Raw genomic sequence first — 15,799 nt, 5'->3', positions numbered from 1 at the left:
TGGTTTAATCGCTGAATCATTTTTTATTCGGTAATTTGACAAAAGCATATACCTTTGCTAAGCGAAATTCAGACGCATGTCCAATCCGCAAACTTAGCTAAAGTTGCTTGATAAGCAAAGCAAAATAGTTAGGATGAGAAGCGTTTTTTAGAAAAAACTTAATACTATTTTCATAGGAAAACAACGATGAGCAAAGGAATTACCAGCCGCGAAACAGATTACTCCCAATGGTACAACGAACTTGTGGTGAAAGCCGACCTCGCCGAGCACTCGGCCGTGCGGGGCTGCATGGTCATCAAGCCCTATGGTTATGCCATATGGGAAAAGATGCAGGCCGCGCTCGACAAGATGTTTAAAGATACCGGACATAGCAACGCTTATTTCCCGTTATTTATCCCGAAATCATTTTTCTCCAAGGAGGCTTCCCACGTAGAGGGCTTCGCAACGGAATGTGCGGTGGTGACCCATTACCGGCTGAAGAATGATGGCAGCGGCCAGATTGTGGTCGACGAAACGGCCAAGCTGGAAGAGGAACTGATTGTCCGGCCGACATCGGAGACCATCATTTGGAATACCTACAAGGGATGGATTGAATCGTATCGTGACCTGCCGATTCTGGTAAACCAATGGGCCAATGTGGTGCGTTGGGAGATGCGCACGCGGTTGTTCCTGCGTACGGCCGAGTTCTTATGGCAGGAGGGCCATACCGCGCACGCGACCGAAGAAGAGGCAATTGCCGAAGCGAACAAGATGCTGGAAGTGTATGCTGATTTTGCGGAAAACTGGATGGCGCTGCCCGTAGTGCGCGGCCGCAAAAGCGAGAATGAACGGTTTGCCGGTGCACTTGATACGCTGTGTATCGAGGCGTTGATGCAGGATGGGAAAGCGTTGCAGGCGGGTACGTCACACTTTTTGGGGCAGAATTTCGCGAAAGCATTCGATGTGAAATTCACGTCAAAGGAAGGTAAGCTGGATTATGTATGGGCTACGTCGTGGGGGGTATCCACGCGGTTGCTCGGTGCGCTGATCATGGCGCATTCCGATGATAAAGGATTGGTGCTTCCGCCCCAATTGGCACCTATACAGGTCGTTGTCGTGCCGATTTACAAGCAGGAGGAGGAACGGCAGACGATAGGGGAACTTGCCGATACGCTCATCGGCGAACTGAAAGCCAAAGGTATATCCGTTAAGTATGACGATCGCGATACGCAGCGCCCGGGCTTCAAGTTTGCAGAATGGGAACTTAAAGGGGTGCCCGTGCGTCTTGCCATCGGCACCCGCGATATGCAAAATGGTACAGTAGAGTTAGCGCGGCGCGATACGCAGGCCAAAGAAACGGTTTCCCAATCGGGCCTGGCCGATCGTATCGAGCAGGTGTTGGCCGATATCCAACGCGATATCTATGCGAAAGCGCTGGCCTTCCGTGAATCGCATACGGTTGAGGCCGATACGTACGACGAATTCAAGGCGGTGCTTGATGGCGAGGGCGGGTTCGTCTCGGCCCACTGGGACGGCACGGCGGAAACGGAGCAGCTCATTAAAGAGGAAACCAAGGCGACAATCCGCTGCATTCCACTCAACAACAAGGCCGAAACGGGAGTATGTATCCGTACGGGTAAGCCTTCGGTACAGCGCGTTCTGTTTGCCAAAGCCTATTAAGTATACGTTATGGCTAGCTCGGCGGGATGGATATATTGATTGTAGGTTGTGGATGGGTGGGCACCCACATCGCCACGGTGTTGGTCGGTGCGGGACATCGGGTGTGGGCAACCTGTACGTCTGTCGAGAAGGCGCAGCGTTTAGGGGCAATCGGGCTGACGGCTACGGTTGCCGATTTCGACCGCGAGGGGGAGCACCCTCGGTTGGGACGGGAGGTGTTTGACGTGGCCATCATCAGCGTGCCTATTACGCGTAAAGACGGTGTAGACATAGTGCATCGGCGCTTTGCCGGGCTGGTCGACTTCTTAGACCAGCTTTCGTTCAACCAGTCGTTCTTTTTCGGTTCAGTAGGTATTTATCCCAAGGTGAGTGCCACGATTACGGAGACAACTTTTTCGGATGCAGACTTGGAGCCAAAGTTATTGTTGGGCGAGACTGCGCTCCGTGCGGCGTATCCGAACCTGAACGTGCTCCGGCTGGGTGGATTGTTCGGCTTTGAACGTGTGATGGCCAAGTATTTTGTCGGGAAGGTCTGCGAAATCGGTTACCAGACAGCCAATTTTGTGCATGTGGTGGATATCCAAGGTATCATCGCAGCGATGATTGCCGCAGGGTCGCAGGGAAAAACGTACAATGTGGTGTGTCCTGAGCACCCGTTGAAAAAAGAGGTGATTGCTGCTTCCGCAGCGAAATACGGCCACGGGCTGCCTACGGCCTTTTCGGAAGCGGACCAGACGGCGAAGGTGGTATCCCCGGAGCGGCTGATTGCCGATTTGGATTATACGTTTGAATACCGCTCGCCGCTGAAGTTCTAACGGCTGGACATGTCGTTTAGCCTCATTTGCAAATTGATGGCAATTATGTACTTTTGTATTATGGAGACACTAATTGTTGAACCACAGAACAAAAAGCAACTGGCTGCGGTAAAGGCCGTATTGAAAGCATTGAATGTCAATTTCTGGAAAACGGATGACGTTCTCTATAATGCTGATTTTGTGGCAAAAATCAAGCGGGGCGATGAAGCTTTGCATCGGGGGGAAGGGAAAAAGATGACGCTCGAAGAGCTGGATGAATTATGGAAGTAGTTTTTCTTCCTGATGCAGTAGATGATTTGACCTATTGGAAGAAATCTGGGAATAAAGCAGTACTGAAGAAGATTTCTCAGCTTACCAGCGCAATTCTTGAGACACCGTATACAGGAATCGGTAAACCTGAACCATTGAAATATGATTTAAGTGGTAAGTAGTCACGAAGAATAAATCACGTAGATCGTTATGTTTACAGGGTTGAACCTGATAAGCTTATCGTTTATTCAGTAAAAGGCCATTACTTGTAGTGTTGCTTTCAGGTGTTCCCAACCATCAGCACACCTGTATGAATTTTGATGACTTGCCACGTTACTTCAACTGAAAATTCTTGATATCATGGGATATAAATTTGCTACAAAGGCCATTCATGCGGGGCAGCAGCCCGACCCCACCACCGGCGCGGTGATGACGCCGATTTACCAGACATCGACCTATTGGCAGGCCGCGCCAGGCGACCACCAAGGCTACGAATACTCACGCGGCACCAACCCTACCCGCAAGGCGCTGGAAGACTGCATTGCTGCATTGGAGAACGGGGCATATGGATTAGCATTTTCGAGCGGTATGGCCGCCACGGAAACCGTGCTCAAATTGCTTAAACCGGGTGATGAGGTGATTACGGGGGACGACCTCTACGGGGGCTCGTACCGGATTTTCACCAAGGTCTTTGAGACGTACGGTATCAAGTTCCATTTTGTTGATACGGCAGAACCGGAACGCATCACCGAGAAGATCAACGACAGCACACGCTTGATTTGGATCGAGACGCCGACCAACCCCACCTTGAAATTGGCGGATATCGAAGCAATCAGTGGTATTGCAAAAGCCGCAGGGGTTCTTTTTGCGGTAGACAATACATTCGCATCGCCTTACCTGCAAAATCCGTTGGATTTGGGCGCCGACATCGTGATGCATTCGGTAACCAAATACATCGGTGGGCACTCCGATGTCGTGATGGGCGCACTGGTTGTCAACGATAAGGAGCTGTACGACAGGTTATTTTTCTATTATAATGCGTGTGGCGGCACGCCCGGACCCCAAGATAGTTTCCTGGTGTTGCGGGGCATCAAAACCCTGCATCTCCGCATGAAAGCGCACTGCGAAAACGGCCGGAAGGTGGCCGAATACCTGAAGGGCCACGCGAAAGTTGCAAAGATATATTGGCCGGGATTTGAAGATCACCCCGGTCATGCCGTCGCAAAAAAGCAGATGCGCGATTTCGGCGGGATGGTGTCGATTGTGTTGAAAGACGCAGGATTGCAAGAGACCTTTAAGGTAGCATCTTCGTTTAAGGTATTTACGCTGGCAGAATCATTGGGCGGCGTGGAATCGCTGATCAACCACCCTGCTACCATGACGCATGGCTCCATACCGAAAGAAGTCCGTGAACGGGTAGGCGTGGTAGACAACCTTCTTCGTATCAGCGTGGGAGTGGAGGATATTGATGACCTGCTGGCCGATTTGGAACAAGCGCTTTCCGTGATTTGATAAGGGAACACGGATGGCACGGATAAAGTAGATTTCGCTGATTAATCACAAAAATCCACGCAAATCAGTCAGATCTGCGTCATTCGAGTTCAATAATATCATATAAAATACAGTCATGTCATTTGATATTAAGGGCTTTCTTGATCGGAAGGTAGACGAATATAACCGCCCAGCGTTTATCGATAACGACCCGATATGCATTCCACACCGGTTCGCCCGTAAGCAGGACATCGAAATCATGGGCTTCTTTGCGGCTGTATTGGCTTGGGGCCAGCGGAAAACGATCATAAACAAATGCAGCGAACTCATCGATCGGATGGATGGTGCGCCGTACGATTTCGTGAAGAACCATGTCTACAGTGACCTGAAGCGGTTGGAAGGGTTCAAGCATCGTACCTTCAACGATACCGACCTGTTATATTTCATCCGTTTTTTTCATGAACATTACAACCAGTACCATTCGTTAGAGGCCGCTTTTGTGCCGCCAAGCGTCCAGTCTGAGTTCAGAAGCGAGTACATCGATGATGCCATTGCCAGTCCCGGCGATATGGCGCTGTCGTCGCCCGCATGTTACCTTGGGGAGCTGCACGGTATTGGGAGCCGATTGGATGTGGCATCTGCATTGAACCATTTCCGCACGTATTTCTTCGGTCTGCCGGAGTATCCCATGCGCACCCGCAAACATATCAGTTCGCCAGCCGCCAATTCGGCCTGCAAGCGGTTGAATATGTTTTTGCGGTGGATGGTCCGCCGGGATGACCGTGGGGTTGACTTCGGTCTGTGGGTACAGCTCAAGCCGTCCGATCTGGTTTGCCCCTGTGATGTGCATGTGGAACGGGTGGCACGCAAGTTGGGTTTGATTGTACGCAAGCAATCCGATTGGAAAACCGCCTGTGAGTTGACGGATAACTTAAGGCTGCTCGACGCCGAAGACCCGGTGAAATATGATTTCGCCCTGTTCGGTCTGGGGGTCGAGGGCGAATTGTGATTTCGCGCAATTCCCAGTAGCTTGGCTAGGGTAGGGGTCAAAGGGAATTGATGAGAGCCCAATACCGAAAACCTAATATCGCCTGTTGCGTCTTGGTCAACTTCGCCGGATCTTTGCCTGTGTATCTGGGCAAGATGACGTTGTTTACTTTAACGAGCAGTTTGAACAATCCTTTCTTCATGACGAGTACGTTCTGTCGACCGGCGGGCATTTCATAGCGACAATTATTTTGTAAGTTTGCCCACCACTGATTCTATTACGGATATGGTCAAACTTAGCTAAGTTTGCTTCGATATGCAAGCGATATTCGCGGAGAATCAAAAAGATAACGTTATAGCGGAATAATAGCCATGGCCAAAACGAAAACAGAAGAAAAAAAACATGTTCCAGTAGTCACGCCGAAGTCGCTTCGGTTTTTCGAAGAATACATCAACAACCCATCGCCTACCGGCTTTGAATGGAGCGGACAGCGTCTATGGTTGGACTACGTGAAGCCCTACGTAGATGAAACCTTTACTGACCATTACGGTACCGCCGTCGCCGTCATCAACCCGGAGGCCGACTTTAAAGTCGTTATCGAGGCGCATGCTGATGAGATATCATGGTTCGTCAACTACATTACCAAAGATGGCCTAATATACGTCATCCGCAATGGCGGCTCTGACCACCAAATTGCTCCGTCCAAACGTGTAGATATCCATACCGACAAGGGCACGGTAAAAGCGGTGTTTGGCTGGCCCGCTATCCATACCCGGTCGGGCGAGAAAGAAGAAAGCCCGACGCTGAAGAATATTTTTCTGGACTGCGGCTGCAGTAGTAAGGAAGAAGTTGAGGCCCTAGGTATCCACGTGGGCTGCGTGGTGACGTATGAAGACGAGTTTATGGTGCTGAACGACCGGTACTACGTGGGGCGTGCGCTCGACAATAGGGCCGGAGGGTTCATGGTGGCGGAAGTAGCCCGTCTGCTGAAGGAGAAAAAGAAAAAATTGCCTTTCGGCCTGTATATCGTCAACTCGGTACAGGAGGAAATCGGTTTGCGCGGTGCGGAGATGATTGCCCATCGAATCAAACCCAATCTCGCTATCGTGACTGATGTGACGCACGATACGCAGACACCGATGATCAACAAGGTGACCCAGGGCGACCTCGCCTGCGGCAAAGGCCCCGTTGTATCGTATGCACCTTCCGTGCAGATAAATTTCAATAAGCTACTGATAGATACCGCGATAAAAAAGGACATCCCATTCCAGCGACAGGCGTCTTCCCGATGGACCGGTACCGATACCGACGCGTTTGCTTATTCGAATGAGGGAGTACCCTCTGTATTGATTTCGTTACCCCTGCGCTACATGCATACGACCGTGGAAATGATCCATAAGGAGGATGTCGATAACGTCATCCGCCTGATTTATGAGACCTTGCTGGCCATCAAGTCAGGCCATGATTTCAGGACATTTGCAAAGTAATTGTAAATTTCTTTGCACATTTGCGGGACACCGTAACCAATCAATAGGATTTTAAAAAGATCGGACTATGGCAGACAAGAAAGAAAACCAACTGAATATCGAGCTTACCGAAGATGTGGCGGAGGGCACCTACTCGAATTTAGCAATCATTACACACTCCAATACGGAGTTCGTTCTGGACTTTATACGGGTTATGCCCGGCATTCCCAAGGCGAAAGTGAAGTCACGGATTATCCTTACACCCGAGCACGCAAAACGGTTACTCCACGCGCTGGAGGATAATGTAGCAAAGTACGAGGCTGCAAATGGTCAAATAGATGCGCGGGATGAACCTCCGTTTCCGATGAATTTCGGTGGCCCAACGGCGCAGGCCTAATTTACGTTTTCGATGATCTGTTGAATATCGCCATGATAAACGCGATCGCAGCCAACACAATAACGATGTTGAATAATCCTTTGAGCGCGTAGAAAAAAATGCCGATGCCCCAACCAATCAACAGGATAAGGGCTAGGATAAAGAGGAAGCTTCTCATTTCTTTTTTTTATAAGATAACCAAAAAAGCGGGGTTTTGTTTTTGTAGCCATATCGGGGAGGGGGAGGCTTCACCCAAAATGAAACCATTCGCTACGCTCATTTACTTTTTCATTTCCCAGCTTTTGCTCAAGCAAGCTTGGGATGACTTCACAAGTTTGTGATTGACTTCAAGGGATTGGCTGCGTCGCGCAATCCCCGCACTCAATGGGCCGCAGCCATACCGGGGAGGGGGAGGCTTCACCCAAAATGAAACCATTCGCTACGCTCATTTATTTTTTCATTTCCCAGCTTTTGCCGAAGCAAGCTTCGCAATGCCAGGAAATGAAAAAACCCGACGAAAGTCGGGTTTCATTTTGGGTGGCGGTGAGGGAGGGATTCGAACCCTCGGTACCGTTTCCAGTACGACAGTTTAGCAAACTGTTCCTTTCGGCCACTCAGGCACCTCACCGGATTTGCGCCTGCAAACGTAATACAAAAAAACGAATTTCGGAAACCTTGCTAGCCAAAAAAACATTTTCATAAAGGGACTACTCCGGCAGGCCCCTGGCTTGTGCGTCGGTTTTGAAAGCTTGCGTATTTTTTTTGCCTACCTCGTAGTCGATACGTACATGGTAGATGCTTTTCAGCATCTCCTTGAAGATCTCACTGACCGTCGTGATATCTTTCAACGTAATGTTGCTGTTGATAAACTGTTTCTGGTTCATCTTGGATTCGATGATTTTATCAACCACGTCATTGAGGCTCTGAGCGGTGGGCTCTTTCAGACTTCGTGAGGCAGCCTCCACCGAGTCAGCCATCATCAGTACAGCGGTTTCCCGCGAAAAGGGGATAGGACCGGGATAGTGGAACATATCTTCGTCCACGAGCTTTTCGGGAAACGATTTGATGTACGATTGATAAAAATAGTCCACCCGCGTGGTACCATGATGCGTGCGTATGAAGTCGATGATGACTTCCGGCAGTTGATGCTTTTTTGCCAGCTCGACTCCCTTAGCCACGTGAGAGATGATGATTTGGGCGCTTTGCTCAAATGAAAGGCTATCGTGCGGGTTATACCCCTTGGTTTGGTTCTCGATAAAATACTGGGGATTGGACATTTTTCCAATATCGTGGTAAAGTGCGCCGGCGCGGACCAACAACGTGTTGCCGCCTATCTGGTAAATGGCAGCCTCCGCAAGGTTTGCCACCTGCATGGAATGCTGGAAAGTGCCGGGCGCTTTGTACGAGAGTTCACGCAATAGCTTGGAGTTGCTGTTGGTCAGCTCCATCAAGGTGACATCCGAAATGATGCCGAATACACGCTCGAAGGCGTAGATGAGCGGATAGGCAAGCAGCGTGAGCAATACACTGAATATAAACGGTGTGAGGTCTGACCAGTACAGGTTGCTGAATGATCCGTTCCGCATAAGCCCCATGCCGATATAGCCAACCAGGTAGGTGGCCAGGATGATGGCCGACGAAATCAGGAACTGTTCCCGCTTTATCAAGGTTTTGATGCTGTATATCGCTACCATACCGGTGGAAAACTGCAGGAAAACGAATTCGAAGCTGTTCGGTACGAAAAAAGCGGCCAACAGCACCATGAGCAGGTGGATGTTCAACGCCAGTCGCGTATCAAAGAGTACCCGCACGATAACTGGTACGATGCAATAAGGTATGTAGTAAAGGCTCGGTAGCTTGATCGTGATTGCCCACGATAAGACGGCCAACATCCCCGTAATGACGATGAGGATGAGGAAAATGAGCCGATTGTTGTGATAGATGTCCTTCCGGAAAAGGTACACAAACACAAAAAGTAAGGATACCATCAGCGCCACAACCAGAAATTGGCCCAACACCAATAGCGTACGATTCCCGCCGATGCGCGCTTCTTCCTCGTACGCTTTCCGCAGCGACTCTATTTTCTGGAAGATTTCGTTGTTGACGGTGGTCCCGCTGGCCACGATGAGCTCGCCACGTTGGACCATGCCTCTGGTGGTGGAGATGGTCGCTAATGCATCTTCCTCCAGTTTCGAAGTGAGCGACTCATTGAATAGGTAATTCACGTTGATGTAATCGCCCAGCACGTCAATTAGCCAGTCCTTTTGCGTGATGGCCGACCGGTTGCCGATTGTTTTCTTGATATGTTCCAACGCCGTTTCGGTGGTGAATACGCTGGCGGTGTTCACCTGCCTGGCTACGTTATCGGTGAGCAGTGTGAAATTGTAATTAGTACGGTCGCCCTGGAATTTGTTGTTGAGCGCGATTACACCCCGCTTATAGATTTCTGTTAATAACTGCGTTCCCGCTCGCTCGTAAACGGTTAGGTTGTCGTCGAGTGAATCCAATCCAGCAGCCTGCCATTTTTCGGGTAGGTCCGTTTCGAACTGGTTAAGTTGCTGCTCGGCGATTTGTGTGTGGTGGTTGTAGACGGGGTATACGGATTTGAGCACGTTCTCGCGGTCTTTGTCAAGTTCCGCCTGTGTTTTCAATACCGCAAAGTTATAAGGCGATACCAGATCCTCATGCATCCATACTTTGCCTTTCTCGTATTCGTACCTAAATCGCGGTTGCTTAGGTAAAAGCATTGCAATCAGTATAATACTGACCAATATCATCCCGTACTTAAGCAGGAAAGAATAACTGCCTTTGGTATCTGTCGACTTATATCTGATTTTTAACCTTGCCACATCCAGTGTATTTGATCGTAAACATACAGGTCAATAGGGTCTCGTATGTGGCAAAGGTAGTAAAACGGCACAAAAAGCCATCAACGCCTGTAAGATAGTTTTTTAATGATTTATTAAACCGTCGGTAATGATAAGTTATTGGTTGGCGGGTATCTTTCCAGTCGGAATAAATATTAGTATCATGACAACATCAAACATTGAGATTACAGATAGCGCCTACCTCATCACATTGGCTAAATCTGAATTTGATTATGGGCAAGTGAGGCAATTATTGAACATCCTATTCGCGGGCCGCTTGCGGGAAGCCCAGCAACACCTATATGATGTGGGCGCAGCCGGCGAACGCTCGCACGAGTTGGCCGAACGCTTTGATTCCCTTGCGGACAAGTAAAAATAACTTGGAATAGGCTTTCTCTTTTATTTTCGATTCGGCGGGTCTGTTGAATTGAGTAGCGACTGTCGTCCCTAAAACAAGTCTGTTCTTAGACAAAACACGTATATACATCTATTCCCAGACAAGATAGGTGAGCTTCGAGGTAAGACACATGAGTTCTCGGACCGCATATATATGCGTGTATATGTGTGCTGAGGTAAAGCACATGAATTTCCAGACGAAGCACATCAGCCTGAAACACAAATTTTAAATGCGGTCATCTAAAAACGCATTGTTTTGAATTTCAAAAATCTATTGGTATACTTGTGATGCGGTTATTCCGATTTATTCGCTTCCAATTAAAACGAAAATAGCATCACCCACATGGGTAAACCTAAAAGTTCCAACCGAGTCGTACAGCGCCTCCGAATAGGCAGTAAACTACTATCGGAACTGGCTATCATATCGCTGTTGATTGCCGTTACCGGATTTTCCCTCAGGGTACAGCAACCGGATATGCCGCCCGTTTTACAGGAACGGCTGGCGAATCATCAAGCAGCCCATCCTCCAAGCAACCTCTATCTTCACTTAGACAAGACGATTTATTCGCCGGAAGAAACCGTTTGGCTCAAAGCCTACCTGCTGAGAGACACAACGCGCGAAGCGAAGGTCTTGTACGTCCGGATTATCGACGAGGAAAAGACGGTGGTGGCCAATGCCCAATTCCCAATATACGACATCCGGGCGCATGGCAACATAGCGTTACCCAAATACCTTTCCGAGGGAAAGTATACACTCTTTGCCTATACCGGCCGCATGTTGGCAGTAGCGGATACCAATGTGTTTGTGCAATCCATCCGGGTAAGACGGATTCCGGCATTCCGCAAACTCGAAGCCAGAGCGACCGTGGTGGATACCGCCATGCTACGAAGCGGCCGGCAAGCGCAGGTAAAAGTCGACATCCGCGAGCTCGGTGTCCTTGCCAGCGGCGTGCGGGGAGAATACCAATTGCTATCAGCAGGCAAGGAGCTCAAATATGGTAGCCTGAGAAGCAACAGATTTGGCGAGGCTTTTCTGAATTTCACATACCCTAATTTACCTGAGCGTGAGTCGCTGAAAGTAAAGATGGTTTTTACCCAAGGGGACGACTTCGTCGAGCTGACACTGAACCTCCCGCATATAGAAAGCCCACTATTGGTAAACTGCTATCCTGAAGGGGGTAAGCCGGTGCCCGGTGGTCGTATCGCGGTAGAAATTGCCGACCTTCAAGGTAACGGGATTGAGTCAGACTTTCAGGTATTGGCTGCAAACCGTGTTGTAATGCGTGGACGCACGGACAAACTCGGGTGGGCAGCCATAAACCTGCCCCCGGATGACGGCGTAACGTATTCCGTGGAAACATTGGACGGCAGGGGACGGCAGACGGTCGATGTACCGCGCGTAAGCCAATTGGCTCCGTACAGCCTCAGGGTAGATCATGGCCGTGAGGGTACAAGTGCCGTGATTCACAACCATGGTGCCGTTGGCAGCGCGCTATTGGTGCTTCGTGCCATGGAAAAGATATTATGGGACAAATCGGTTGACGTGGTGTCCGGCGACTCCTTAACCATCCCTATACCGGCTGCAGACTTCCCAAAAGACGTTCTGAGCCTTATGGTGTTTGATGAAACCGGTACGCTGCAAGCTGAGCGGCTATTTCTGAATAAAGAAACCGATGATTACCATATTGATTGGACGCTGGACAAGCAGAATTACGGGATGAAGCAGCGTGTAACGGTAAAGCTCCGGGTTACCGATGCGGCGGGTGATCCGGTTGTTGCAAATCTTTCCGTAGCCGCCAGTGAGAAGATACGGCTGGATAGCTCGACCTACCGGAGTATAGTGCAACAGCATATTTATGGTATTTTAGCCCATCCACAGCGTGACCGGCTGTTCTCCGAAAAAACTCCCGGGGGTTTAGATAACCTGCTTTTGGCCGGACAATGGAGAACCGACGGATGGCTCCATACCGACGACAGCCAGTCAGGTGGGCGTCCACTTACCCTATCCGATGTCGATGGGGCGCATGGCGTCGTTAAATCCTTTGGTAAGGATCCGATCACGAGCATCAATATCCGCTCGGCCCAATCCCTCGATTTTATTCTCGCTAACTTCAAGAGCCGTAAAGGAAAGGATAATGACGCCATGTTCCAGCGTGCTGCGATCAATGTCAACGAGGATGGCACGTTTTTTATTCCGGCGAGCCACCTGCATGCTTCAAAATCATCGCAATGGGTGATGGACTTGTATGTGCAGCCTTCAAGGCCAAGAAAAGGGGACCGATACAATGCGCTGACGAATCGGTATGCGGCTCAAAAAGATGCACAGCCTATTGGTTACAAATACCTGGTCGCGTGGAAAGACTATGATATCGGTTATGATAGCCTGATCCTAGCGCAGCAATCATTGATTATGGAGCGTGTAAATACATTTGATAGTTTTCCACTTCCGAAAAAAAACAATTTTGCTTTCGATCAGAACAACATGTTGGAGGAAGTGGTGATTGGTGCTAAGGAAACGATTACAAGGAAGCTGAGAACGCGTTGTGGGGACTACATATGCAGTTATTGCGGTTGCCTGAATTGTAATTTCCGTCCGACCTATCGGCCTCGAAAAGGAGAGATGTATGTGTATGCTCCTGATCAGGAGGTGCCGCACAGTTTGAAGAATTACAGTATTATTGTTTATCTCGGCTGCGGTCATTACCGAGACATCAATTATGTTAAAAACATCACCATCCCGGATGAATTCCCTCTGCCAGACTATGAGTCCCATCATACCTCTGAACAGGATATGCGCTCCACCGTCTACTGGAACCCAAATATCTTTACCGATGCGGACGGAACGGCCACCTTCAGCTTCTTTACGTCGGATGTGACGGGCGAGTTCGAGGTCGTGGCGCAGGGACTGGTGGAGTCTGACCTGCGACCATTGATGGAAACCGGAAGTTTTAACGTGATTAATCGATGAGTTTTAAGCTGGCTGCCATATCGTTGTTCATTGCCGTAACGGGGTTTTCCTTCAGGGCGCAGCAGCCGGATATGTTATCGGTTTTACAGGAACGGCTGGAGGACCATCAACCAGCCTATCCAAGCAGTAACCTCTACCTGCACCTGGACAAGACAACGTATACGCCCGAGGAGACCATCTGGTTTAAGGCTTACCTGTTGGGGGATACTGCGCAGGAAGCAAAGGTGCTGTATGTACGTATCGTTGATGACGAGCGGAATGAGGTTTCCGGAGCCCAATTTCCAATTTATGATGTCCGGGCGCATGGGAATATTGAGCTGTCCAAACCGAGTAATATCGAGCATCTCGGCCTTATTAAACATCCTTTCCGGCTAGACGGTAACTACACCCTATACGCTTACACGGATCGTATGGTAGCCCTGGGAGACACCAACGTATTCGTACAACCTATCCAGATCAGCCGAATGACGGGCAGGCGGTTGGAAGCCACGGCATCGGTAACCGATACGGCCATGCTGTATGTCGGGGGACAAGTGCAGGTGAGGGTGGACGTTAGGGAAAGCGGCAGCTTTGCCGGAGGTGTCAAAGGCGAATACCAGCTGCTGGCCGGCGGTAAGGAATTGAAGTACGGCAGATTGACGACCAATATATTTGGCGAAGCGTTCGTTGACTTTACCTATCCCGATCTGGCCGACCATGAATCGTTGAAAGTAAAATTGCTCTTCACGAAGATTAATGATCATACCGAGCTATCCCTGAACCTGCCGCACCGGGGCAACCCGTTAACGGTGAACTGTTTTCCCGAAGGTGGCAGGCCCGTGCCGGGCGGACGTGTGGCCATCGAGGTGCTGGATATCGTCGGCAACCCGGTCCAGACCGCCCTGCGGCTGATGGTAGGGGACAGTACCGTTGCCGGCGTCGCTTCCGATACGTTGGGCATGGCCACCGTCGAGCTTCCACACGCGGCGGGTGTGCGGTATACGGTAGAGACACGGGATGGCCGCGGACAGACAACGCTTGACGTCCCACCAGCCGATCGGCTTGAAGGCTTCAGCCTGAAGCTTCATCAGGACAGTACGGGCAGCAGGGCCATGATCCGGAACCTGGGCCCCGACAGTACTGCCCTGTTGGTATTGCGCACCAATAAGGAAGTCCTTTGGAGCACCCAACAGGAAATCCTTCCGGGCGATTCAGTGATGGTCGTCGTTCCCGTGGGCAAATACTCAAAGGATGTGCTGAACCTGGCGGTGTTCGACAGGGACCGTACGCCACAGGCCGAGCGGCTGTTTCTGAATAGGAATGACGAACCCTATCAGGTTACGATAACGACCGATCGACAGGAATACGGAACGCACCAGAAAGTGACCGTCAGCCTTAGCGCAACGGATGCATCGGGAAATCCGGTGGTGGCCAACTTTTCCGTGGCGGCAAGCGAGAAAAACCGAAATGATAGCCTCGTTTTTCGTAACATCTTGCAGCAGCGATATTATGGAGAATTTATAAAGCCCGTTAGCAATCGACTGATTGCTGCTAAATCGGCAACTGTTTTAGACCGTGTGTTGCTAGGTAATGGATGGCTGCGAAACCGGCGGAGAAGTGACATGGTATATCCATCCAGCGGAATATCCGCGCACTTATCGAACGCGGACGGAGTTGTTGGGACTGTGCCATCAACAGTTAAGAAAATAGAGCTACGTTCTTTTCAAGGATTTAAGGCTGAAAAGAACGGCATACGTCGAATAGTTAAAACGATGACTATCGAAGTGGATCGTGAGAGCCAAAGTTTCTTTGTGCCGGACAGTTTGTTGTTGTCGCGCAGCGGGCAGGAATGGGCGATGAAAATCCCAACGTCATCCGGTTGGAAATATGAGTATTTGGTTGATTGGCAGAATCCTGACATCGGGTTTGATCGTACTATAGTAACAGGTAAGCAGCTTTACATACCTGAGGTTTTACAGAGCTTCGCGATAGCAGCGCTCCCAGCGGCTTCAAGATTTGATTTCAAAGCAATGAATTTATTAGACGAAGTAGTAGTGGGTCGGAAGGAACAGGCGGTATCACGAACACTGAAAAAGCCCAAGTGCGAACAATACGAGGATCGCATTCATGCGGAATATTTAAAAATGAGAGATCTATCTTACATGGTAGAATCGATGATAGTAAAGGGAAAAACATATACATGGGGCTATAATCCTTACGACGAACCTAAAACCATCATCTGCCTCGGCTGCGGCCGTTACCGAGACATCAACTACATCAAAAACATCACCATCCCCGAGGAATTCCCGTTGCCGGACTATGAAACCTATCCCACCACTGAGCTCGACATGCGCTCCACCGTTTACTGGAATCCTAATGTGTACACCGATGCGGATGGTACGGCCACATTCAGCTTTTTCACATCGGATGTGACGGGCGAATTCGAGATCGTGGCGCAGGGACTAGTGGAGTCTGACCTGCGCCCGTTGATAGGAACCGGAGGTTTTAACGTGATTAACCAATGATTTTAAGCTAGCCGCCAAAC

General features: G+C 49.8%; 14 protein-coding genes and 1 tRNA gene. 11 read left to right on the top strand and 4 right to left on the bottom strand.

Annotated features, from left to right (window positions below; genetic code table 11):
- Positions 1–186: 186 nt before the first annotated feature.
- The 6 genes from proS to VNQ80_RS19825 all read left to right on the top strand — a co-directional run bounded on the left by proS (position 187) and on the right by VNQ80_RS19825 (position 5,223).
- Positions 187–1,659, top strand: coding sequence for a proline--tRNA ligase (gene proS, locus VNQ80_RS19850; RefSeq protein WP_325641988.1), 1,473 nt, complete (start codon positions 187–189; stop codon positions 1,657–1,659).
- Between the two features lie 26 nt (positions 1,660–1,685).
- The gene (locus VNQ80_RS19845) at positions 1,686–2,474 is read left to right on the top strand and encodes a GDP-L-fucose synthase (protein ID WP_325641986.1); all 789 of its coding nucleotides are present in this window, start codon (positions 1,686–1,688) and stop codon (positions 2,472–2,474) included.
- A gap of 60 nt (positions 2,475–2,534) precedes the next feature.
- Positions 2,535–2,744: a DUF2683 family protein gene (locus tag VNQ80_RS19840; protein ID WP_325641984.1), complete on the top strand. Its 210-nt coding sequence runs from the start codon at positions 2,535–2,537 to the stop codon at positions 2,742–2,744.
- The gene (locus VNQ80_RS19835; RefSeq protein WP_325641982.1) at positions 2,735–2,905 is read left to right on the top strand and encodes a type II toxin-antitoxin system YoeB family toxin; all 171 of its coding nucleotides are present in this window, start codon (positions 2,735–2,737) and stop codon (positions 2,903–2,905) included. Before VNQ80_RS19840 ends, VNQ80_RS19835 begins: the two co-directional genes overlap by 10 nt.
- A 178-nt stretch (positions 2,906–3,083) precedes the next feature.
- On the top strand, positions 3,084–4,235 hold the full coding sequence (locus tag VNQ80_RS19830; protein ID WP_325641980.1) for a cystathionine gamma-synthase: 1,152 nt from the start codon (positions 3,084–3,086) through the stop codon (positions 4,233–4,235).
- Positions 4,236–4,350: 115 nt separating this feature from the next.
- Positions 4,351–5,223, top strand: a complete 873-nt coding sequence (locus VNQ80_RS19825; protein WP_325641978.1) for a TIGR02757 family protein — start codon at positions 4,351–4,353, stop codon at positions 5,221–5,223.
- Positions 5,224–5,260: 37 nt separating this feature from the next.
- Here VNQ80_RS19825 and VNQ80_RS19820 read toward each other — a convergent pair whose 3' ends face one another.
- Positions 5,261–5,404, bottom strand: a complete 144-nt coding sequence (locus VNQ80_RS19820; RefSeq protein ID WP_325641976.1) for a hypothetical protein — start codon at positions 5,402–5,404, stop codon at positions 5,261–5,263.
- Between the two features lie 169 nt (positions 5,405–5,573).
- Between VNQ80_RS19820 and VNQ80_RS19815 the strand changes: the two genes are divergently transcribed.
- The gene (locus VNQ80_RS19815; RefSeq protein WP_325641974.1) at positions 5,574–6,689 is read left to right on the top strand and encodes a M42 family metallopeptidase; all 1,116 of its coding nucleotides are present in this window, start codon (positions 5,574–5,576) and stop codon (positions 6,687–6,689) included.
- A 67-nt stretch (positions 6,690–6,756) separates the two neighbouring features.
- Positions 6,757–7,065 (top strand): DUF3467 domain-containing protein, encoded by a 309-nt coding sequence (locus VNQ80_RS19810; RefSeq protein WP_325641972.1) that lies wholly within the window; start codon positions 6,757–6,759, stop codon positions 7,063–7,065.
- Between the two features lies 1 nt (position 7,066).
- Here the strand turns inward: VNQ80_RS19810 and VNQ80_RS19805 are convergent, their stop codons facing one another.
- From VNQ80_RS19805 to VNQ80_RS19795, 3 genes are all read right to left on the bottom strand, one after another.
- Complete coding sequence (locus VNQ80_RS19805) at positions 7,067–7,222, bottom strand: DUF5670 family protein (RefSeq protein WP_325641970.1); 156 nt, start codon at positions 7,220–7,222, stop codon at positions 7,067–7,069.
- Positions 7,223–7,582: 360 nt separating this feature from the next.
- A tRNA-Ser gene (locus VNQ80_RS19800) sits at positions 7,583–7,672 on the bottom strand.
- A 79-nt stretch (positions 7,673–7,751) separates the two neighbouring features.
- Entirely contained in the window at positions 7,752–9,893 is a 2,142-nt protein-coding gene (locus VNQ80_RS19795; protein WP_325641968.1) for an HDIG domain-containing metalloprotein, read from the bottom strand.
- Positions 9,894–10,074: 181 nt separating this feature from the next.
- On the opposite strand from VNQ80_RS19795, the gene VNQ80_RS19790 reads away from it, so the two are divergent.
- The 3 genes from VNQ80_RS19790 to VNQ80_RS19780 all read left to right on the top strand — a co-directional run bounded on the left by VNQ80_RS19790 (position 10,075) and on the right by VNQ80_RS19780 (position 15,779).
- Positions 10,075–10,284, top strand: coding sequence for a hypothetical protein (locus VNQ80_RS19790; protein WP_325641965.1), 210 nt, complete (start codon positions 10,075–10,077; stop codon positions 10,282–10,284).
- A 366-nt stretch (positions 10,285–10,650) separates the two neighbouring features.
- Positions 10,651–13,275, top strand: coding sequence for a hypothetical protein (locus tag VNQ80_RS19785; RefSeq protein ID WP_325641963.1), 2,625 nt, complete (start codon positions 10,651–10,653; stop codon positions 13,273–13,275).
- Positions 13,272–15,779: a hypothetical protein gene (locus VNQ80_RS19780; protein WP_325641961.1), complete on the top strand. Its 2,508-nt coding sequence runs from the start codon at positions 13,272–13,274 to the stop codon at positions 15,777–15,779. The genes VNQ80_RS19785 and VNQ80_RS19780 overlap by 4 nt, the downstream gene beginning before the upstream one ends.
- Positions 15,780–15,799: the final 20 nt, after the last annotated feature.

The sequence above is a fragment of the Parapedobacter sp. genome, from assembly GCF_035556095.1.
In the GTDB taxonomy this organism is placed as follows: domain Bacteria; phylum Bacteroidota; class Bacteroidia; order Sphingobacteriales; family Sphingobacteriaceae; genus Parapedobacter.
This window is presented reverse-complemented; position numbering and strand designations above follow the sequence as displayed.